A 21,501-nucleotide genomic window follows, 5' to 3' on the forward strand; every position below is an offset into this window, starting at 1 on the left:
ACTGGCTGCTCATTAAAATTTGATAAAACGTTTTATCTTGCGCTGCATCATCAAAACTCTGGCGTTTAACAAGGAGCCGTTATGGCGACATCAGCCACCCCAAAAATTACCCTTTGGGAATTCTTTCAACAGTTGGGCAAGACGTTTATGTTGCCCGTCGCCCTGCTTTCGTTTTGCGGCATTATGCTGGGGATCGGCAGTTCCCTGAGCAGCCACGATGTCACCACGCTGATCCCGTTCCTGGGTAATCCGGTTTTACAATCCATTTTTGTCTGGATGAGCAAAATCGGTTCGTTTGCGTTTAGCTTTCTGCCGGTGATGTTTTGTATCGCTATTCCGTTAGGGCTGGCGCGCGAAAACAAAGGCGTTGCCGCCTTCGCCGGTTTCGTCGGCTTTGCGGTAATGAACCTGGCGGTGAACTTTTGGCTGACGGCGAAAGGCATTCTGCCCACCAGCGATCCGGCGATCCTGAAGGCCAATAATATTCAGAGCATCCTCGGCATTCAGTCTATCGACACCGGGATCCTGGGCGCGGTCATCGCCGGGGTCATTGTCTGGCTGCTGCACGAGCGTTTTCATAACGTGCGTCTGCCGGATGCGCTGGCCTTTTTCGGCGGCACCCGCTTTGTGCCGATCGTGACCACCTTTGTGATGGGCCTGGTCGGCCTGGTTGTGCCGTTGATTTGGCCGTTCTTCGCCATGGGAATTAACGGGCTGGGCCATATTATCAACAGCGCCGGGGATTTCGGCCCGATGCTGTTCGGCACCGGCGAGCGCCTGCTGCTGCCGTTCGGCTTGCAGCACATTCTGGTGGCGTTGATTCGCTTTACCGATGCTGGCGGCACCATGGACGTTTGCGGCCACACGGTGAGCGGCGCGCTGACAATTTTCCAGGCGCAGTTGAGCTGCCCGGAAACGCACGGTTTCTCGGAGAGCGCGACCCGCTTCCTGTCCCAGGGTAAAATGCCGGCGTTTTTAGGCGGATTACCGGGTGCAGCGCTGGCGATGTATCATTGCGCACGCCCGGAAAACCGCCACAAAATTAAAGGCCTGCTGATTTCCGGGGTGATTGCCTGTGTTGTTGGCGACACCACCGAACCGCTGGAATTCCTGTTCCTGTTTGTCGCCCCGCTGCTTTACTTAATCCACGCGCTGTTGACTGGTCTGGGCTTTACCCTGATGGCGGTGCTGGGGGTAACTATCGGCAACACTAAAGGTCAATAGCCTTTATTGATGATTTTTTAACCTACCTTCTACCATCAACTATTTCGTCCTTTCGATTCTCCTCTTTTGAATTTGCAATATCATTTCCGCAAAAAAGATAATAACTTGTTGTGGTCATTACCAAAGAGCATGGAAGGATACTCATCAGTGAACGTTGATAACTTATATATCCCGTCGAAAGCTAACTCAACTGAGTTACAACTGACCGCAAAAAGTGCCGCTGTTTACACAGCATCATCAAGTGTTCCCACTGCTAAGGATGCCTTATACGAAATGAATCCATTAAAGTTAGTGCAACCGGCATCTCTTACAAAAATTCTTACTGCTGTAACAGCATTACGTATCGACTCCAACTTGAACAGACCTGTAATAATCGGAGAATCTGATATGCAGTGCGGTGGTTCAGGTGCAAACCTTCAATGTGGTGACGTGATTACATTTTGGGATGCCTTGCATAACATGTTCTTGCCTTCGAGTAACATGACCGCATCAGCGATAGCGCGAATATTCGGAAAATTGTTATTCGACATTGCTGATAATGAAAAGCATATTGATTCTGTGTATGTTGCCAAATTCATAAATGAAATGAATAAAACAGCTATGGACATAGGGATGTTCGAATCAATGTTCATGAATGCTCATGGCTTAGGGGCCAGAGGGCAACGAACTTGTGCGCGTGATATTGGTCGATTGATGTATGAAGCAGTAAAATACCCAGCAATTATTGATACCTGGAGTAAACGAAAGCATGTGCTTAAAGTTGTCGGACCCAAGCCACGTCTGATACCAATACAAAACACCGTTGAGATTCTTCAGGACGGAAGAGTTCAAGGTGGGAAAACAGGAACACTTGCACCTTCATTCTTTAATCTGGCGTTATTTTATACTTTACCTGATGGAAACAAGGCGTTCGCGGTTACCCTGTATTCCTCGTCTAAAAATACACGTGACGATGACATGCGCCTCATGCTAGATGCGGTATGTAATTGCTAATGCTTGAGTGCTCATCGGCAGTGCTTGAAATCTGAAATACGTCAATGTGTAACCCTAACGATCGCTTAATTACATTCCTTAATTTACAGTGAGTTAGAAGTACACCCCCACCTTTCCATCCGAAAATATTCAAGAAAATCAAAACATTAAAAAATGCGATAAAAAAGTTATAAAGTTTATAAATGACCTGACGATAACTTGTAGTGACACAGGCACGCCTGGCGTAATAAACCTAAAAGGAAAATTTTATGGCACAAGTTATCAACACTAACAGCCTGTCGCTGTTGACCCAAAATAACCTGAACAAATCTCAGTCTTCCCTTAGCTCCGCTATTGAGCGTTTGTCTTCCGGTCTGCGTATCAACAGCGCAAAAGACGACGCCGCTGGCCAGGCGATTGCTAACCGTTTCACCTCCAACATCAAAGGTCTGACTCAGGCGTCCCGTAACGCTAACGATGGCATCTCTATTGCTCAAACGACTGAAGGTGCATTAAACGAAATTAATAACAACCTACAGCGTGTACGTGAACTTGCTGTTCAGGCACAAAATGGTTCAAACTCCGATTCCGATGTTCAGTCTATTCAACAAGAAATCCAGCAACGATTAGAAGAAATCGATCGTGTATCAAGCCAAACACAATTCAACGGTGTTAAGGTACTTACACAAGATACAAAACTAAGTATCCAGGTTGGTGCTAATGATGGTGAAAAGATTGATATTGATTTGAAAAAAATTGATACGTCAACATTAGGTTTAAACAAATTTTCCGTAGATGCTAATTTTGACTCTACTAAAATTGTAGGAGCAGTAGCCAACAATACAACCGACGTACCAGTTAACTTCAAAGTACTTAGTGCCGATATTCAAAAAGATGCCAATGCCACACCTAAACCAGATGATGGCTTGTTCGCACTGAATGATAAATCTGGTTATGCGGTCAAATCAGGAACAAATTACTATGCGGCAACAGTAGATTCAGACGGTAAAGTAAACTGGAACTCTACTACGGCGCTGGCAGGTGCAGATCTTGCGAAAGTTGATACTTCTAAAGCGGTTGATAAAGTAGTAGCAGTACAAAAAGAAGTAACAGTTGATACTAGTGCTTTAGCTACAAATCAAAGCCTTCATTCATATCGTAAGGATGACGGTTCTCTCGGATATGTCATCAAAGAAGGAACAACAGACCCGGTATATTACAGAGCTAATATTGATAGTGATGGTAAAGTGACCTCTGGCACCACGATTTCATCTAACCCGGACGTTTTATCAACTATTGATAATGCCTTGAAGGTAGTTGATGCTCAACGTAGCTCCCTGGGTGCTATACAGAACCGTTTCGATTCTACCATCACCAACCTGGGCAACACCGTTAACAACCTGACTTCTGCTCGTAGCCGTATCGAAGATGCTGACTACGCAACCGAAGTCTCCAACATGTCCCGTGCGCAGATCCTGCAACAGGCTGGTACTTCTGTTCTGGCTCAGGCTAACCAGACGACTCAGAGCGTTCTGTCTCTGCTGCGTTAATACGAAATATTGTAATAAACCCCGCTTCGGTGGGGTTTTTTTATATGTAAATTTTGTTTATCGTAATGATTTAATTGTAGGTATTGCTAATGGTTAACGACATCACATACGGAAGGGAGGCTGAAGTTTGGCCCCGCGATTATTCCCTTTTGTCCAGAAGACTTCAATTTCTTCGATTTAATGACGTTCCGGTCAAAATAGTTAGTTGCAACGGGCTATCAATCATAGGCTATGTCGCAAAATTTTATCCTGAAGAGAAAGTTATCTACGCCTCAAGCAGACCCAAAGGCACGAAGCGGATAAAAATTTCAATGGAATACATCGCATCGTTAGAAGAACTGCCCGCTGATTCAGACGTTAAACCATATCTGATTGAACCAGAACAGTTCAACGCTTCCGTTACCGAACCTACCCGTAGAGACTTCTTCTCGATCTGTAATAAATGCTTTCAACAAGGCGTAGGCATAAGGGTTTATATGGGTGATGGTCGCGTTATCGAAGGTAAGACAACCGGTGTTAACGCTTGCCAGGTAGGGCTAATAAAGCCCAACGGTAATCATGTGCAAATTATGTTCGATTGGGTTAACCGTATCACGTCTGATGATTTCAAAGATATTTGATAAAACGGATACTAGTTAAGTCAAAAAATGATCGATCCATCAAGGTACATCAGGCACGGCGCTAACCATAACGGTAGTGATGAATGGCGAACCCCACCGAAGGTTTTCAAAATCCTTACTAATGAATTCAACTTTACCCATGATCTCGCTGCAACCAAAACGAACACCTTATGCGATAACTATTTTGTGGATAGCCTCGGTGTATCGTGGAAAGGGATACAATCTGCGTTCTGTAATCCCCCGTTTTCAATGGCGGAAGAATTCCTACAAAAAGCACACGAACCAGACTTAACCGTGTTTGTGATCCCTGCCCGGCCCCAGACTAAATATTTCATTAAGAACGTGATGCTGAACGAGTACACACACGAGATCAGATGGTGTCACCGTGGTATGCGATTCGTTCCTCCTGCTGGTGTACAAAGGAAGATTAGCAGAGCACCATTGCCAGTGGTTCTTGTTGTGTACAGGAATACAAAAAGAACTCACGAGATAAGGCAGACCGTAATTTGTTCAGATACCCTTTTACAACTCGGAGTGATAGCAAAAGGGAACAACACCAGGGGAAGACCAACCATTTACGATATGGAACAGATCGATTCAATAAGCCGATTATGGGAAAAAGGAACAACTAATATCAGGGAACTCGCTGCCCTTACTTCTATCCCCAGATCAACAGTTCATCGCATTGTTCAAAAACTGAACGTTTAAGCTATTAAGTAATTGTTGTCCCATATATACAGTGATAAATGGGACAACAATTTGCACAGTGGTTGAAGCTCTATCATGTGTCCCATATATACGGTGATATATGGGACAACGTATAAATACAGTTAGGAGTAATAACACCCTTTGACCTGCTCCCCGTTGATTAATACACCGCGATGTTAGTAATGTCTTCATAAGCCACATGAGGACATCCCCATGAAGAAGCGTTTTTCCGAAGAACAGATCATCAGTATTCTCCGAGAGGCCGAAGCCGGGGTTTCTGCCCGTGAGCTCTGCCGCAAGCACGCCATTTCCGACGCCACCTTTTACACCTGGCGTAAGAAGTATGGCGGTATGGAGGTGCCCGAGGTTAAGCGCCTGAAGTCGCTTGAGGAAGAGAACGCCCGCCTCAAGAAGCTGCTCGCTGAAGCCATGCTGGATAAGGAGGCGCTTCAGGTGGCTCTGGGGCGAAAGTACTGACGACAGACCAGAAGCGGGAAGCTGTGGTGTTGATGTGTGATGCGACCGGTCTGTCGCAACGTCGTGCCTGCAGGCTTACAGGTTTGTCCCTGTCGACCTGCCGCTATGAGGCTCAGCGACCGGCTGCTGATGCGCATTTATCAGGGCGTATCACTGAGCTGGCACTGGAGCGCAGGCGTTTTGGCTACCGACGCATCTGGCAGTTACTGCGCCGTGAAGGCCTTCATGTTAATCACAAGCGCGTGTACCGCCTTTACCACCTTAACGGGCTGGGCGTAAAACGCAGACGACGTCGTAAAGGGCTGGCAACAGAACGTCTGCCGCTGCTCCGCCCGGAGGCGCCCAACCTGACCTGGTCGATGGATTTTGTCATGGACGCGCTGGCCACCGGTCGCAGGATCAAGTGCCTGACCTGCGTGGACGACTTCACGAAGGAGTGTCTGACGATTACCGCCGCATTCGGGATTTCAGGCGTTCAGGTCACGCGAATTCTGGACAGCATTGCACTGTTTCGCGGCTATCCGGCGACGATAAGAACGGACCAGGGGCCGGAGTTTACCTGCAGAGCACTTGACCAGTGGGCTTATGAGCATGGGGTGGAGCTGCGGCTTATCCAGCCGGGCAAGCCAACACAGAACGGATTTATTGAAAGTTTTAACGGACGATTCAGGGATGAGTGCCTCAATGAGCACTGGTTCAGCGATATAGTTCACGCCAGGAAAACGATTAATGACTGGCGGCAGGATTATAACGAGTGTCGTCCACATTCATCGCTGAACTACCAGACTCCGGCTGAATTTGCAGCGGACTGGCGAAACGGGAAATATGAAGAAAAACCAACCGACATTACTAACTGAAGGTTGTATCTAATCCTGGGGGCAGGTCACGTCCTTTGTCACAATCGCGGGGTAATAATCATCAAGGGTGTACGATTCACCATTAACATTAATCACCTTCTGTCCATAGATTGCCGGTTCAATAATTCGCGAAGCATGTTGTATGTTCCATTTACCGCGTGAACGTCCTTCTGTTGGCGCTGGATGGTTTTCTTTCAGATAAGCCAGTATCAGACGGTTTGAATAGCCCCTCTGCTTCAGTTCAATCATTTTTTGCGCAATAGGGTAATAAACAGGGTGTGGTTTTACGAATCCTGAACTTGAGTCAGTCCACCACTTATCCATCCCTAATTCTTTAATAGCAACGACTGGATCTCCTAACTGACGTGCTTTGTGCCGTTTAATTTTATTCAGGGCACTTGCAATAGTACGATGCGATTTTGTCTCAGATTCATCATTAGCCCGTGAAAACAACATCACCGAATACATAAGCTGCTGAAGAGTATCGTTGTTAACTTTAGTCTCTCTGTATATCTGGTTATCGATACCGGTGATAACTACAATCCCTTTTAACAACAGACTTGTAAACATGTTAACAGCGACCATAGGATTGGCGCGGGAAAAGCGATCAAGTGATTCGATTAAGAGATACGAACCGAAAGGAATTTTTCCTGTTTCTACATGTTGAATAAAATCCGCTAACGCCCCTTCTGTGGCGTTCTTGCCTTTGAACGCTGACACCCCTAAATCCTGGTATTCTTCGAATATTTCTAAATCATGCTCCTGCGCAATCTTCTTAACCATATTGTCGATGTTGGATTTCTGACGCTCAATACTGGTTCCCTTCGATTGCCGTTCAGAACTAAAACGGACGTAACTGTAAAGTCTTGGCCTTTCCATAGTTTAAACCTATCTTATGCTGTTTCAATAATCACCATTATTTAGACATGCCAACTAAATCAATACTGACGCAGTCAGGCATTATTCTGAGTTTTCATACAAGTGCATTTTTTGAACATGGTAACTTCCTTAAGTCATTATGCTTTTTAAGATGGATAACTTTCTGTAGTGTTAACCGTCTGAATTCACTCCTTCTGAAGCACAGTTAACGGTACTCCGGTTACTATGAGTTAGCGTACTTCAGTGAATACCGACGGTAACGTTATCGACTTTGTGGTGTTTGGCATTCTGCATGGCCTGTCCACCAAATGGTATATGGTACCGGTGGTGGCTGCCGTGTGGTTCGTGGCCTATTACGCGATTTTCCGCTTCGCCATCACCCGCTGGAATATCAAAACGCCGGGCCGCGATATTGAAACCGCTAACGTGCAGGAAAAAATGCATGCCGGCGCGCCGGGCAAATCGGGCTATAACGTACCGGCCATTCTGGCGGCGCTGGGCGGCGCGGATAATATTGTCTCCCTCGACAACTGTATTACCCGCCTGCGCCTGTCGGTGAAAGATATGTCCCTGGTGGATACCGATGCGCTAAAAGCCAACCGCGCCATTGGCGTGGTAAAACTTAATCAGCATAATTTACAGGTCGTTATTGGTACGCAGGTCCAGTCCGTTAAAGATGAAATGGCCGGCCTGATGAATATGGTCGAAGCATAACGTGAAATGCCCTTTCGCTGCGCGAAGGGGCATTGCCAGAGGAAGGACTATGTTTGATTTTTCTACGCCGGTCGATCGGCACGGCACCTGGTGTACGCAATGGGATTATGTCGCCGACCGCTTCGGCGCCGCCGACCTGCTGCCGTTCACTATCTCTGATATGGATTTCCCCACCGCGCCCTGCATCCTCGATGCGCTAAGCCAGCGTATCGGCCACGGCGTTTTCGGCTACAGCCGCTGGAAGCATGACGATTTTCTTTCTGCCATCAATCACTGGTTTATCACGCGCTTTGACGCGCGGGTCGATAATGACGCCATCGTCTATGGCCCCTCGGTCATTTATATGGCGTCGGAGATGATTCGCCAGTGGTCTCAACCGGGCGAGGCGGTACTCATCCATACTCCGGCTTATGACGCTTTCTATAAGGCTATCGAGGGCAACCAGCGCCAGGTGCTGGCCGCGCCGCTGCAAAAAAACGCTAACGACTGGCATTGCGATATGCAGCAGCTTGACGCGCTGCTGGCGCGCCCGGAATGCAAAATCATGCTGCTGTGCAGCCCGCATAACCCCACCGGCAAGGTGTGGAGCCGGGATGAACTCATGACTATGGCGCAACTGTGCGCCCGCCACGGTGTGCGGGTCATCAGTGATGAAATCCATATGGATATGGTGTGGTGCGATCGCCGCCATATTCCCTGGAGCGAAGTTGGCGGCGAACGCTACGCGCTGTTCACCTCAGGCTCGAAAAGTTTCAATATCCCCGCGCTGACCGGCGCATGGGGGATGATTGCCGATGCTACGGATCGCGACGCGTATCTCGCGGCCCTGAAAGGCCGCGATGGGCTCTCTTCCCCGGCGGTGCTGGCAGTTGCCGCGCATATAGCCGCCTACCGCGACGGCGCGCCCTGGCTCGACGCATTGCGCCGCTATCTTGAACAGAATATGCAATACATCGCGCAACGACTTAACCACGCTTTTCCGCAACTCAACTGGCAGCCGCCTGAAGCGACGTATCTGGCATGGATTGATTTACGCGCCTTGCAGATTGATGACAGCCTGTTGCAAAAAAACCTAATCGAACAGCAGAAAGTCGCCATTATGCGCGGCGATACCTATGGCGACGAGGGCCGGGGTTTTGTGCGGCTCAATGCTGGTTGCTCGCGCGTGAAGCTGGAAAAAGGCGTTGAGGGGTTAATTAATGCGATACGCGCCTGCATGGCGTAACGCCATTATGGTATTGTGTCGCCGCAAAACGTCTGCGGAGGCAATATTGTAAAGCTATGCGTAAAACAACCTGGATACTTATCGCCGTCGCCATTGTGGTGTGGGCAGCCAGTCAGGCTGGTTGGATCTAACCAAACCCGGGAAACCGGGTTTTTTATTGGCTAGCGGCAGGTTGTTGCGCGACAACCGGCCATCTGATGCGCAAATAACAGAATGTTGCGTGCATGGTTGGCGGCAAAGCCTTTATAATAAAATGCACTTTATTCAAAAAACGCGTGGATCGACCACGCAAATCCAAAAAGAGTGCAACTATGATTGATACCACCCTGCCGTTAACCGACCTGCATCGCCACCTCGACGGCAATATTCGCCCGGAAACCATTCTTGACCTCGGGCTGCAATACAACCTTCCCCTGCCTTCACGCACCCTTGAAGGATTACGGCCGCACGTTCAGGTGATCGAAACCGAACCCGATCTGGTGAGCTTTTTAAGCAAACTCGACTGGGGCGTCAAAGTTCTCGGCTCACTCGATGCCTGCCGCCGTGTGGCGCGCGAAAACGTCGAAGATGCCGCGCGTCAGGGTCTGCATTACGTCGAGCTGCGTTTTTCCCCCTGGTATATGGCGATGAACCACAACCTGCCGGTAGCTGGCGTGGTGGAAGCGGTGATCGACGGCGTGCGCCAGGGCTCCCGCGAATACGGTGTCGAAGTACGTTTAATCGGCATTCAGAGCCGCACGTTTGGCGAGGCCGCCTGCCTGAACGAACTGGATGCCCTACTGGCGCATCGCGATCGTATTACCGCCCTGGATTTAGCAGGCGATGAACTCGGCTTTCCGGGCAGCCTGTTTTTGAATCACTTTAATCGCGGTCGCGACGCGGGCTGGCGTATTACGGTCCATGCGGGCGAGGCCGCCGGTCCAGAAAGCATCTGGCAGGCGATTCGTGAACTGGGTGCCGAGCGTATTGGCCACGGCGTGAAGGCCATCGAAGATCCCGCGCTGATGGATTTCCTCGCGGAACAGAAAATCGGCATTGAATCCTGCCTGACCTCCAATATCCAGACCAGCACCGTACCGTCGCTGGAGGCGCATCCGCTAAAACGCTTCCTTGAGCACGGGATTCTGGCGACGATTAACACCGACGATCCGGGCGTTCAGGGCGTAGATATTATTCATGAATACCAGATTGCCGCCGTTCAGGCCGGGCTGACGCTTGACCAGATGCGTACCGCCCAGCGCAATGGGCTGGAAATCGCGTTCCTGTCGGAAAGCGAAAAACAGGCCATACGGGATAAGATTGCTAAAGCCTAAAAAAAACGCGCCGACCGGCGCGTTTTTTCCGGGTGACGCCCATCAGGTCAGGCAAAGCGTTGAGCGATGTTTGGCGGATTCAATCCCCAGTTCAATCAACTCCATGACGCGGATCGCCTGGCTGGCGGGCACCGGGTTTTCGCCCTGGCCGTTGAGCGCATCGCGGATCGCCGCATAGTATGCCGGATAGTTACCCGGTACTGTCAGCAGCGTTTGCGCATCCAGTTCGTCACCGGAAGCCAGCGTCAGGACGCCGTCGCGCATATCGTAGCCCCAGTCTTCTTGCGGCAGACGTTCACCCGCTTTCAGACGGTCTTCCTGCGGGTCGAGCCCAAATTTCACATAGCTGCCACGGGTGCCGTGAACGATATAACGCGCCGACTCCGCCGCTGCCAGCATGGTGCCATGCAGCACAACGCGGCGCTGCGGATAGGCCAGCACCGCATGGAAGTAGTCAGTGGTTTGGGCATCGGGGCGCAGCTGCGCCATATCGACAGTAATACTGACCGGCACGCCAAACAGCACCAGCGCCTGGTCGATAAGGTGCGGCCCTAAATCGTACCAAATGCCGCTACCAGGGCCCGCCTGCTCGCGCCAGCGATTGCGAACCTGCGGACGGTAGCGGTCAAAATGAGATTCGAAATAGCTGACTTCGCCCAGTTTTCCCTCGGCAATCAGGCCCTTCAGGGTCAGAAAGTCGCTATCCCAGCGGCGGTTATGAAACACCGACAGTACCAGGCCACGGCTTTTCGCCAGCGCTTCCAGTTCTCGGGCTTGTGACAACGTCACGGTAAAGGGTTTATCCACCACCACGTGTTTACCCGCTTCCATCGCGGCGCGGGCCAGCGGGAAGTGCGTATCGTTGGGGGTGGGGATCACAATGAGATCGATCTCAGGATTGTTGAAAAGCTGTTTAGGGTCGGAGACTACGGTTACGCCAGGCCAGTCAGCATGCACTTTCGTTGCGTCGCTGCTTGAAACCGCCGCCAGGGTCATACCCGGCGTGCCGACAATCAGCGGGGCATGGAACGTTTTACTGGCATAGCCATATCCAATTAATCCAACACGGACGTTGTCGCTCATTTACATTCCTCTCGTCTATGGACAACGGTATTTCACACCATTAGCCATCCGGTAACAACTGCTAATACCGTTTACTCTGAGAGTGTAGCCTGTCAGGAACGCCTCAAACGTACCGGCGCGGGAACGTGGATTTTTAGCCAGAGCGGCGATACGGTAAAAAAATATTCTCCTTTCCTGCGCTATTTAAAGTTTTACCAATAGCAACGATTTGCGAAATTAACACCAAAATCATTTATCATTGATGTAATCATCAGGATTAAATAGCCGTCCCGGCACCGTTTAGTCAGTATTCTTTTTTAACTCCCGTTTACTTCCGGCAGCAGACTCAACGCCGACGGAATACAATGCAGCCTCGTTCATTCAAAAAAGTTTCTATTACTATCATGCGTTTATTGCCAGAAGAGCCGAACAAGGTTAATCTGGTATGGCACGCGTTGCGCACTGTTTTTACTCTTTCCCGAAGAAAAGTCTTAAATACATGATATACGCCTGACGATGACGGAATGTGATTCGACTTCGTTTTATTATTGACGTGTGCCATCACGGGACTATTTCTAATTATATTTCAGGACAGGACCGACCATGACCGTTCAGGATTATTTATTTAAATTTCGTAAAATCAATTCGCTTGAAAGCCTGGAAAAGTTGTTTGATCACCTTAACTATTCCCTTGCCGATAATGAGGAGATTATCAACATGTACCGGGCAGCCGATCACCGCCGCGCGGAAATTGTCTCGGGTGGGCGATTATTTGACCTCGGCCAGGTGCCCAAGACCGTCTGGCGCTTCGTTCAATAAGCCTGAGTAGCTTTTAGCGCGAAAATCCTTATAATTCTTGCGCTGAAATTCACACAGTGAATAGTGCTAACGATATACCCCGCCGGAGGTAATATGACCGCCACGCCTGCAATGCGTATCGGGGGATGGCTACTTGCCCCTCTCGCCTGGCTTCTGCTGACCTTATTGAGCACGTCATTAGTCGTGGTAATGTATTTTACCGCGCTGCTCTCGCCGGAAACGCGCCAGGCCTTAGGCCAGCAAGCCGGACAGGACGCCCTGTGGGTGTATGTCTCGCTGATATCGGCGGTAGTAATGTGGAGTTATACCCTGTGGCTGACCATCGGTTTTTTTAAGCGCCAGTCTAAAGTGCCAAAGCACTATATTATCTGGTTGCTTATTTCGGTGTTGCTGGTGCTGAAATCCTTCGCGTTTTCACCGGTGTCAGATGACGCGATTGTGCGCCAGTTAGTGTTTCAACTGATCGCCGCAGCGCTGTTTGTGCCCTATTTCAAACGCGCGGAGCGCGTAAAACTGACTTTCGTCAATCCTTAATAACCTTACAGATTCTCTGTTGTCGCCATGTGATCCATGTCCGATAATAGGCGGCTATTTTTGTTTCAGGTCGGATAATGACTGATTATTTGCTGTTATTTGTTGGTACTGTGCTGGTCAATAACTTCGTGCTGGTGAAGTTTCTTGGCCTGTGCCCGTTTATGGGGGTTTCCAAAAAACTGGAGACCGCCATTGGTATGGGCCTGGCGACTACGTTCGTGATGACCCTGGCGTCGGTTTGCGCCTGGCTTATCGACAACTTTATTTTGATCCCCCTCGACCTTATTTATCTGCGTACCCTCGCCTTCATTCTGGTGATTGCGGTCGTGGTGCAGTTTACTGAGATGGTGGTGCGCAAAACCAGCCCGGCGCTGTATCGCCTGCTGGGTATTTTCCTGCCGTTGATTACCACCAACTGCGCGGTGTTAGGGGTCGCGCTGCTGAATATCAACCTCGGCCATAACTTTCTCCAGTCGGCGCTGTACGGCTTTTCGGCGGCGGTCGGGTTCTCCTTTGTTATGGTGCTGTTTGCGGCGATTCGCGAACGGCTGGCGGTTGCCGATGTGCCTGCACCGTTTCGCGGCAATGCCATCGCGCTGATTACCGCCGGGCTGATGTCGCTGGCGTTTATGGGCTTTAGCGGGCTGGTAAAAGTGTCATGAGTACCGTCTGGATCGCCATTTTATCCCTGAGCGCGCTGGGCCTGGTGTTTGGCCTGCTGCTGGGTTTTGCTTCCCGCCGTTTTGCCGTGGAAGAAGACCCGATTGTCGACAAAATCGATGCGATTCTGCCCCAGAGCCAGTGCGGCCAGTGTGGATACCCGGGCTGTCGTCCTTATGCCGAAGCGGTAGGTAACCAGGGTGAAAACATCAACCGCTGCGCCCCCGGCGGCGAGGCGGTGATGCACAAGATCGCGACCTTATTAAACGTCGAGCCGCAGCCCATCGGCGGCGATGATGCCGCCCCGGAACCGGTGCGGATGCTGGCCGTAATCGACGAAAACAACTGTATCGGCTGCACCAAATGTATTCAGGCATGCCCGGTTGACGCCATTGTGGGCGCCACCCGCGCGATGCATACCGTAATGAGCGACCTGTGTACCGGATGCAATCTCTGCGTTGACCCGTGCCCGACACACTGTATTGAATTGCGGCCTGTCGCCACCACGACGGAAAACTGGAAATGGAATCTGGACAGTATTCCGGTTCGAATCATTCCTGTGGAACAACATGCTTAAGTTATTTTCTGCTTTCAGAAAAGAGAAAATCTGGGATTTCGATGGCGGCATTCATCCGCCTGAAATGAAAACCCAGTCCAGCGGCACCCCGCTGCGCCACGTGCCGTTACCCGGCCGTTTTGTTATCCCGTTGAAGCAGCATATTGGCGCTGAGGGCGAACTGTGCGTTCAGCCAGGCGATCGCGTGCTACGCGGTCAGCCGCTGACCCGCGGTTGGGGCCGAATGTTGCCGGTACATGCGCCGACGTCCGGTACCGTGGTAGCGATTGCGCCGCACAGCACCGCCCACCCTTCCGCACTGGCGGAACTCAGCGTGATTATCGAGCCTGACGGCGACGACCGCTGGATCGATCGCGACGGCTGGCAGGATTATCAACAGCGCACCTGCGAAGCGTTAATCGAGCGAATCCACCAGTTTGGCGTAGCTGGCCTGGGCGGCGCGGGCTTCCCTACCGGCGTCAAGCTACAGGGCGGCGGCGATAAAATCGAAACCCTGATCATTAACGCGGCGGAATGCGAGCCGTACATCACGGCGGATGACCGTCTGATGCAGGAGTGCGCGGCGCAAATTGTTGAAGGCATTCGCATTCTGGCGTGGATCCTTAAACCGCGTGAAGTGTTGATCGGTGTAGAAGATAACAAACCTCAGGCGATTTCCATGCTGCGGGCGGTACTGAGCCAGGAGCACGGCATCTCCCTGCGTGTGATCCCGACCAAGTACCCGTCCGGCGGCGCTAAGCAGCTGACCCAGATCCTGACCGGCAAACAGGTGCCCCACGGCGGCCGTTCATCCGACATCGGCGTGCTGATGCACAACGTCGGCACGGCTTATGCGGTTAAACGCGCGGTTATCGACGGCGAGCCGCTGACGGAACGCGTAGTGACCCTGACGGGCGAATCCATTTCACGGCCAGGCAACGTTTGGGCGCGTCTCGGTACGCCGGTGCGCCACTTGCTGGAGTTTGGCGGTTTCTGCCCAACCAGCGAACAACTGGTGATTATGGGCGGCCCGCTGATGGGCTTTACCCTGCCCTGGCTTGATGTCCCGGTGGTGAAAATTACCAACTGCCTGTTGGCCCCGTCCAGTCATGAGATGGGCGAGCAGCAAGAAGAACAACACTGTATTCGATGCAGCGCCTGCGCCGACGCCTGCCCGGCCGATCTTCTCCCCCAGCAGCTTTACTGGTTCAGTAAAGGGCAGCAACACGACAAAGCGACTGCGCACAATCTCTCTGACTGTATCGAGTGCGGTGCCTGCGCCTGGGTCTGCCCGAGTAACATTCCGCTGGTGCAATATTTCCGCCAGGAGAAAGCAGAGATCCGCGCCGTGCAGCTGGAAGAACAGCGTGCCGCCGAGGCGAAAGCGCGCTTCGAGGCCCGTCAACAGCGGCTGGAGCGTGAAAAAGCCGCTCGTCTGGAAAGGCATAAGAAAGCCGCCGTACAGCCTGACGCGCAGGATCAGGATGCTATTCAAGCCGCGCTGGCACGGGTACGTAATAAGAAAACGACGGATGCCATTGTGGTTCAGGCCAATAGCGAGCCGGATAATCAGGCCGTGATTGCCGCCCGTGAAGCCCGCAAAGCGCAGGCGCGCGCGCGCCAGGCAGAAAAAGCGGCGTCTTCGGTGACAGAGTTCGCGAACGATGCGCCCACCGATCCCCGTAAAGCAGCGGTTGAAGCCGCCATTGCTCGCGCCAGGGCCCGTAAGCAGGCTGCGGCAGAGCCGGCAGAAGAAACCACCCGCGAAGCGCCGGTTGACCCGCGTAAAGCCGCAGTTGAAGCCGCTATCGCCCGCGCCAAAGCCCGTAAACAGGCTGCGGCAGAGCCGGAGGTTGAAACCACCCGCGAAGCGCCGGTTGACCCGCGTAAAGCCGCAGTTGAAGCCGCTATCGCCCGCGCCAAAGCCCGTAAACAGGCTGCGGCAGAGCCGGTGGAGCAACCCGCCAGCGACGCCCCGGCAGATCCGCGTAAGGCGGCGGTTGAAGCCGCCATTGCCCGCGCTAAAGCCCGTAAGCAAACCGCTCAAACAGAATCCGCCAATGACGAGCCGGTCGACCCGCGTAAAGCGGCGGTCGCTGCGGCAATTGCCCGCGCGCAGGCTAAAAAAGCCGCTCAGCAGGTTGTGAACGAGGATTAAATGGTTTTCAGAATCGCAAGCTCCCCTTATACCCATAATAAGCGCCAGACGTCGCGCATCATGATGCTGGTCTCGCTGGCGCTGCTGCCCGGTATTGCGGTGCAGTGGTACTACTTCGGTTGGGGATCGTTAACTCAGCTACTCCTCGCTATCGTCAGCGCGCTGGCGGCAGAAGGCCTGGTGTGCAAACTGCGCAAACAGCCGCTCTCAGGCATGCTGGGGGATAACTCGGCGCTGCTGACCGGGCTGCTGCTGGGTATTAGTATTCCCCCGCTTGCGCCCTGGTGGATGGTGATCCTGGGCACGGTCTTCGCCATTATTATTGCCAAGCAACTGTACGGCGGGCTGGGGCATAATCCGTTTAACCCGGCGATGATTGGTTACGTGGTGTTGCTGATCTCTTTCCCGGTGCAGATGACCACCTGGCTGCCTCCGCAGAGCATCGCGGCGCTACAACCGGATTTTCTTGATACCCTGCGGCTGATTTTTACCAGCCATACCGCCAGCGGCGACACGCTCGCCCAGTTGAAGCTGGGGATCGACGGCGTTAGCCAGGCAACGCCGCTGGACACTTTCAAAACCGGCCTGCGCGCAGGCAGTGACGCAGTACAGTTAATGCAGGCACCCATGCTGAGTGGCGTGCTGGGCGGGCCTGGCTGGCAGTGGGTCAATGTGGCTTTTCTGGCAGGCGGCCTGTTCTTATTAGCGAAGAACTTGATTCGCTGGCATATCCCGGTGAGCTTCCTGGTGTCGCTGCTGGTTTGCTCACTACTCGGCTGGCTGATTGCGCCGGAGCATTTTGCTTCACCGCAGGTGCATCTGTTCTCTGGCGCAACCATGCTTGGCGCGTTCTTTATCCTTACCGATCCGGTGACCGCCTCCACCACTAACCGTGGTCGTCTGATCTTCGGGGCGCTGGCTGGCGTACTGGTCTGGCTTATCCGCAGCTACGGCGGCTATCCTGATGGTGTGGCTTTTGCCACCCTGCTGGCAAACATCACCGTGCCGCTTATCGATTATTACACCCGCCCGCGGGTTTACGGGCATCGCTAAGGAGCGCTTATGCTGAAAACCATGCGAAAACATGGCGTGACGCTGGCGCTGTTTGCCGCGTTCTCTACCGGCCTGACCGCCGCGATTAATGAGTTGACCAAAAATACCATTGCCCACCAGGCGGCCGTGGTGCAGCAGGCGCTGTTCGACCAGGTGTTCCCAACGGATAAATACGATAACGAGCTACAACAGAGCTGTTTCTGGGTTAACGATCCGGCGCTCGGCAAGGGCGAACATCGCGTTTATGTGGCGCGCCAGGGTGATAAACCGGTAGGCGTGGTCATGGAAGCCACCGCCCCCGACGGCTATTCCGGGGCAATCCAACTGCTGGTTGGCAGTGATTTCCAGGGCACCGTCTGGGGTAGCCGCGTGACGGAACATCACGAAACGCCGGGCCTGGGCGATAAAATTGAATTGCGCATCAGCAACTGGATCACCACGCTGAGCAATAAACATATTCAGGGCGCGGACGATGCCAGCTTTGCGGTGAAGAAAGACGGTGGTCAGTTTGACCAGTTTACCGGTGCGACCATTACGCCGCGCGCGGTCGTGAATGCCGTTAAGCGCGCCGGGCTGTTTGCCGAAACGCTGCCCAATAAGCTATCCGCTTTACCGGCCTGTGGAGAACCCTAATGAGCCAGATTAAAGAGGTTGTGGTACAGGGGTTGTGGAAAAACAACTCCGCGCTGGTGCAGTTACTGGGGCTGTGTCCGCTGCTGGCAGTGACGTCCACCGCCACCAACGCGTTGGGCCTTGGTCTTGCCACCACGCTGGTATTGACGCTGACCAACACCGCTATTTCCGCCCTGCGCCGCTGGATGCCTGCGGAAGTGCGCATCCCGATTTACGTGATGATTATTGCGTCGGTGGTGAGCGCGGTGCAGATGCTGATTAACGCCTATGCATTTGGTCTTTATCAGTCATTGGGGATTTTTATTCCGCTGATCGTGACCAACTGTATTGTGATCGGCCGCGCCGAAGCGTTCGCGGCGCGCAACAGCGTGGCGATTTCTGCGCTCGATGGCTTTGCTATCGGCCTGGGGGCCACCAGCGCGATGTTTGTTTTGGGGTCGATCAGGGAAATCATCGGAAACGGTACGCTGTTTGACGGCGCGGACCAGCTGCTGGGTAGCTGGGCAAAGGTATTGCGCATTGAGATTTTTCATACCGACACGCCTTTTTTGCTGGCGATGCTGCCGCCCGGCGCATTTATCGGGCTGGGCTTAATGCTGGCGGTGAAGTACCTGATTGACGAGAAAATGAAAACCCGCCGCGCCGCACAACGCGTTGTGGTCGACGCGAGTGCTGAGAAAGCGTTATGAACAAAGCGAAACGTCTGGAAATACTCTCGCGCTTGCGCGAACACAATCCCCATCCGACGACTGAACTGAATTTCAGTTCACCGTTTGAATTGCTCATTGCGGTGCTGCTTTCTGCCCAGGCGACAGACGTCAGCGTCAATAAAGCCACCGCCCGGCTTTATCCGGTCGCGAATAAGCCCCAGGCGATGCTGGAGCTTGGCGTGGATGGCGTTAAAGAGTACATCAAAACCATTGGCCTGTTTAACAGCAAAGCCGAGAACGTGATTAAAACCTGCCGCCTGCTGATTGAAAAACATCACGGCGAGGTGCCGGAAGATCGCGACGCGCTGGAGGCCTTGCCCGGCGTAGGCCGTAAAACCGCCAATGTGGTGCTCAATACCGCTTTCGGCTGGCCGACCATTGCGGTAGATACCCATATTTTTCGGGTCTGCAACCGTACCGAATTTGCGCCAGGCAAAAACGTTGAACAGGTCGAAGACAAGCTATTAAAAGTGGTCCCTGCTGAATTCAAAGTGGATTGCCATCACTGGTTGATCCTGCATGGCCGCTATACCTGCATTGCGCGTAAACCGCGCTGCGGCTCCTGCATTATTGAAGATCTGTGTGAATACAAAGAGAAAGTGTACGCCTGACGCCGTCGCCTGCCGCCATCGGCAGGCTCATACCCGCACAATGCACCGCAAATTCACTGTATCAATGTGATAATTCACCAGAACCAATTGCCCTCTCCGGTCAATCGTTCTTTTTCGTCCAGAAATTTCTATAAAATTGTGACAAAGATCGCATCGATAACATGGTGTTAAAGATGTGTGATTTTTTCCTTAATTTTTCAACGCCAATGTTATTTTTTGACTCCCTGACCCAACACATTAAACCAGCTTTTGTTTATCAACTGGACGTTATCACCTGATATGCAACTGGAAAGCAGAATATATCACCATTAAGGGTTTTTCAGCGGCGTTAAGCAGATATTTGAACTGTTAATTTTAACGTACTGAAATTTAACTCTGGATGCGGTTTAAACGAGGCGGTTATTATTCTGCACACAAGATATGTAACAGAGTATTGCAAAGCCCTTGTCTGAGAGACCAGGATAGTGAACATTACCCGCCGTTTCCCCTCCTTATAACAACAAGCGACTGCCCGCAATGGCATCACGCTGAGTTTTTTCCCCCTTTAACAGGGGACGTAAAAAAAGAGGTATATGTGTCGACTGCAAACAATAAACCAACCGAAAGCGTCAGCCTGAATGCTTTTAAACAACCGAAATCGTTCTATCTGATCTTTTCCATAGAATTATGGGAGCGTTTTGGTTTTTACGGCCTGCAAGGGATCATGGCCGTCTACCTGGTAAAACAGCTGGGTATGTCCGAAGCGGATTCCATCACCCTTTTCTCCTCCTTCAGCGCCCTGGTGTATGGCCTGGTGTCTATCGGCGGTTGGCTGGGTGATAAAGTACTGGGTACTAAACGCGTTATCCTGTTAGGCGCGATTGTGCTGGCGATTGGTTATGCGCTGGTTGCGTGGTCTGGCCATGACGCCACTATCGTTTATATCGGTATGGCGACCATTGCCGTCGGTAATGGCCTGTTTAAAGCCAACCCGTCTTCACTGCTCTCTACTTGCTATGCGAAGGATGACCCGCGTCTTGATGGCGCATTCACCATGTACTACATGGCGATTAACATTGGTTCGTTCTTCTCTATGCTGGCAACGCCGTGGCTCGCCGCTCAGTATGGCTGGAGCGTAGCGTTCGCGCTGAGCGTGGTGGGTATGCTGATCACCGTGGTGAACTTCCTGTTCTGCCGCGCATGGGTGAAAGACTACGGCTCCCAACCGGACTTCCAGCCGCTGCACTTTGGCAAACTGCTGGCTACTCTCGTTGGCGTAGTAGTGTTGATCACCATCGCGACCTGGCTGCTGCACAACCAGGGTATTGCGCGTATGGCGCTGGGCTTCATCGCCCTGGGTATCGTGTTTATCTTCGGTAAAGAAGCCTTTGCGATGCAGGGTGCGGCACGCCGTAAAATGATTGTGGCATTTATTCTGATGCTGGAAGCGATTGTGTTCTTCGTGCTGTACAGCCAGATGCCGACCTCGCTGAACTTCTTCGCGATCCGCAACGTTGAGCATGCGATTCTGGGGATCTCTTTTGAGCCAGAGCAGTACCAGGCGCTGAACCCGTTCTGGATCATGATTGGTAGCCCGATTCTGGCCGCTATCTATAACAAGATGGGCGACCGCCTGCCAATGCCGCACAAATTCGCCATCGGTATGGTGATGTGTTCTGGTGCCTTCCTGATCCTGCCGGTAGGGATTAAATTCGCCAGCGACGCCGGTATCGTGTCCGTTAACTGGCTGATTGCCAGCTATGCATTGCAGAGCTTCGGTGAGCTGATGATCTCCGGCCTGGGCCTGGCGATGGTTGCACAACTGGTTCCGCAACGCCTGATGGGCTTTATCATGGGTAGCTGGTTCCTGACCACCGCAGGTGCAAACCTGATCGGCGGGTACGTGGCTAACATGATGGCTGTACCTGAAAACGTGACCGACCCGCTGCAATCACTGGAAGTGTATGGCCGCGTGTTTATGCAAATCGGTATCGCGACGGCAGTGATTGCGGTGATCATGATCCTGACCGCGCCGAAACTGAACCGCATGACTCAGGACGATGAAAAAGCCCTGAAAGCGAGCGATACCGCTACGGCGTAATCCTTCTCGCTTGATAAAAGCTCGCTTCGGCGGGCTTTTTTTTTGACATTACCGGTCACACAATTTTCGTCAAAACGCCTGAATCC

At 52.1% G+C, this 21,501-nt stretch carries 19 protein-coding genes and 2 pseudogenes; 19 read left to right on the plus strand and 2 right to left on the minus strand.

Annotated elements, in window-relative coordinates; all coding sequences use genetic code 11:
- Positions 1-81: 81 nt before the first annotated feature.
- The 6 genes and pseudogenes from malX to ACVV26_RS12055 all read left to right on the plus strand — a co-directional run.
- Positions 82-1,218, plus strand: a pseudogene (malX, locus tag ACVV26_RS12030) (PTS maltose transporter subunit IICB); the annotation flags it as partial.
- 153 nt (positions 1,219-1,371) lie between these two features.
- On the plus strand, positions 1,372-2,217 hold the full coding sequence (locus ACVV26_RS12035) for a D-alanyl-D-alanine carboxypeptidase family protein (RefSeq protein ID WP_474797214.1): 846 nt from the start codon (positions 1,372-1,374) through the stop codon (positions 2,215-2,217).
- Between the two features lie 248 nt (positions 2,218-2,465).
- Complete coding sequence (locus tag ACVV26_RS12040) at positions 2,466-3,746, plus strand: FliC/FljB family flagellin (RefSeq protein ID WP_474797216.1); 1,281 nt, start codon at positions 2,466-2,468, stop codon at positions 3,744-3,746.
- Between the two features lie 89 nt (positions 3,747-3,835).
- Positions 3,836-4,366 (plus strand): phase 1 flagellin transcriptional repressor, encoded by a 531-nt coding sequence (locus ACVV26_RS12045; protein WP_474797218.1) that lies wholly within the window; start codon positions 3,836-3,838, stop codon positions 4,364-4,366.
- Positions 4,367-4,393: 27 nt separating this feature from the next.
- The gene (locus ACVV26_RS12050) at positions 4,394-5,074 is read left to right on the plus strand and encodes a DNA N-6-adenine-methyltransferase (protein ID WP_474797220.1); all 681 of its coding nucleotides are present in this window, start codon (positions 4,394-4,396) and stop codon (positions 5,072-5,074) included.
- A gap of 213 nt (positions 5,075-5,287) precedes the next feature.
- Positions 5,288-6,408, plus strand: a protein-coding gene (locus ACVV26_RS12055) for an IS3 family transposase (RefSeq protein ID WP_105580531.1) whose coding sequence is annotated in 2 segments (ribosomal slippage) — positions 5,288-5,546 and positions 5,546-6,408 — 1,122 coding nt in all. Because the reading frame shifts where the segments join, the coding sequence is not laid out codon by codon here.
- Positions 6,409-6,417: 9 nt separating this feature from the next.
- Here ACVV26_RS12055 and ACVV26_RS12060 read toward each other — a convergent pair.
- Positions 6,418-7,287, minus strand: coding sequence for a recombinase family protein (locus ACVV26_RS12060; RefSeq protein WP_474797222.1), 870 nt, complete (start codon positions 7,285-7,287; stop codon positions 6,418-6,420).
- A 246-nt stretch (positions 7,288-7,533) separates the two neighbouring features.
- Between ACVV26_RS12060 and ACVV26_RS12065 the strand changes: the two are divergent.
- The 3 genes and pseudogenes from ACVV26_RS12065 to add all read left to right on the plus strand — a co-directional run.
- Positions 7,534-8,001, plus strand: a pseudogene (locus ACVV26_RS12065) (glucose PTS transporter subunit EIIB); the annotation flags it as partial.
- Positions 8,002-8,050: 49 nt separating this feature from the next.
- Positions 8,051-9,226, plus strand: a complete 1,176-nt coding sequence (locus tag ACVV26_RS12070; RefSeq protein WP_474797224.1) for a MalY/PatB family protein — start codon at positions 8,051-8,053, stop codon at positions 9,224-9,226.
- Positions 9,227-9,537: 311 nt separating this feature from the next.
- Complete coding sequence (add, locus tag ACVV26_RS12075) at positions 9,538-10,539, plus strand: adenosine deaminase (protein ID WP_474797226.1); 1,002 nt, start codon at positions 9,538-9,540, stop codon at positions 10,537-10,539.
- Between the two features lie 42 nt (positions 10,540-10,581).
- Here add and ACVV26_RS12080 read toward each other — a convergent pair whose 3' ends face one another.
- On the minus strand, positions 10,582-11,622 hold the full coding sequence (locus tag ACVV26_RS12080; protein ID WP_474797228.1) for an oxidoreductase: 1,041 nt from the start codon (positions 11,620-11,622) through the stop codon (positions 10,582-10,584).
- A gap of 582 nt (positions 11,623-12,204) precedes the next feature.
- Here ACVV26_RS12080 and ydgT point away from each other — a divergent pair.
- The 10 genes from ydgT (at position 12,205) to dtpA (ending at position 21,415) form a co-directional block, all read left to right on the plus strand.
- Positions 12,205-12,420 (plus strand): transcription modulator YdgT, encoded by a 216-nt coding sequence (gene ydgT, locus ACVV26_RS12085; protein WP_312982324.1) that lies wholly within the window; start codon positions 12,205-12,207, stop codon positions 12,418-12,420.
- A 93-nt stretch (positions 12,421-12,513) separates the two neighbouring features.
- Entirely contained in the window at positions 12,514-12,954 is a 441-nt protein-coding gene (locus tag ACVV26_RS12090) for a DUF2569 domain-containing protein (RefSeq protein ID WP_474797230.1), read from the plus strand.
- Positions 12,955-13,031: 77 nt separating this feature from the next.
- Positions 13,032-13,616: an electron transport complex subunit RsxA gene (rsxA, locus tag ACVV26_RS12095; protein ID WP_312982326.1), complete on the plus strand. Its 585-nt coding sequence runs from the start codon at positions 13,032-13,034 to the stop codon at positions 13,614-13,616.
- Entirely contained in the window at positions 13,613-14,191 is a 579-nt protein-coding gene (gene rsxB / locus ACVV26_RS12100) for an electron transport complex subunit RsxB (protein ID WP_474797232.1), read from the plus strand. The genes rsxA and rsxB overlap by 4 nt, the downstream gene beginning before the upstream one ends.
- The gene (gene rsxC / locus ACVV26_RS12105) at positions 14,184-16,328 is read left to right on the plus strand and encodes an electron transport complex subunit RsxC (protein ID WP_474797234.1); all 2,145 of its coding nucleotides are present in this window, start codon (positions 14,184-14,186) and stop codon (positions 16,326-16,328) included. The genes rsxB and rsxC overlap by 8 nt, the downstream gene beginning before the upstream one ends.
- Positions 16,329-17,381, plus strand: a complete 1,053-nt coding sequence (rsxD, locus tag ACVV26_RS12110) for an electron transport complex subunit RsxD (protein ID WP_474797236.1) — start codon at positions 16,329-16,331, stop codon at positions 17,379-17,381.
- Between the two features lie 9 nt (positions 17,382-17,390).
- Positions 17,391-18,014 (plus strand): electron transport complex subunit RsxG, encoded by a 624-nt coding sequence (rsxG, locus tag ACVV26_RS12115; RefSeq protein WP_474797238.1) that lies wholly within the window; start codon positions 17,391-17,393, stop codon positions 18,012-18,014.
- Entirely contained in the window at positions 18,014-18,703 is a 690-nt protein-coding gene (locus tag ACVV26_RS12120; protein WP_312982336.1) for an electron transport complex subunit E, read from the plus strand. Before rsxG ends, ACVV26_RS12120 begins: the two co-directional genes overlap by 1 nt.
- A complete protein-coding gene (gene nth / locus ACVV26_RS12125; RefSeq protein WP_474797240.1) occupies positions 18,700-19,335 on the plus strand; it encodes an endonuclease III in 636 nt (211 codons plus the stop codon). The genes ACVV26_RS12120 and nth overlap by 4 nt, the downstream gene beginning before the upstream one ends.
- A 574-nt stretch (positions 19,336-19,909) precedes the next feature.
- Positions 19,910-21,415 carry a dipeptide/tripeptide permease DtpA gene (gene dtpA / locus ACVV26_RS12130; protein WP_474797242.1) on the plus strand — a complete coding sequence of 502 codons (1,506 nt, stop codon included), beginning with the start codon at positions 19,910-19,912 and terminating at the stop codon, positions 21,413-21,415.
- Positions 21,416-21,501: the final 86 nt, after the last annotated feature.

Source organism: Atlantibacter sp. MEI4A-1023, assembly GCF_056155425.1.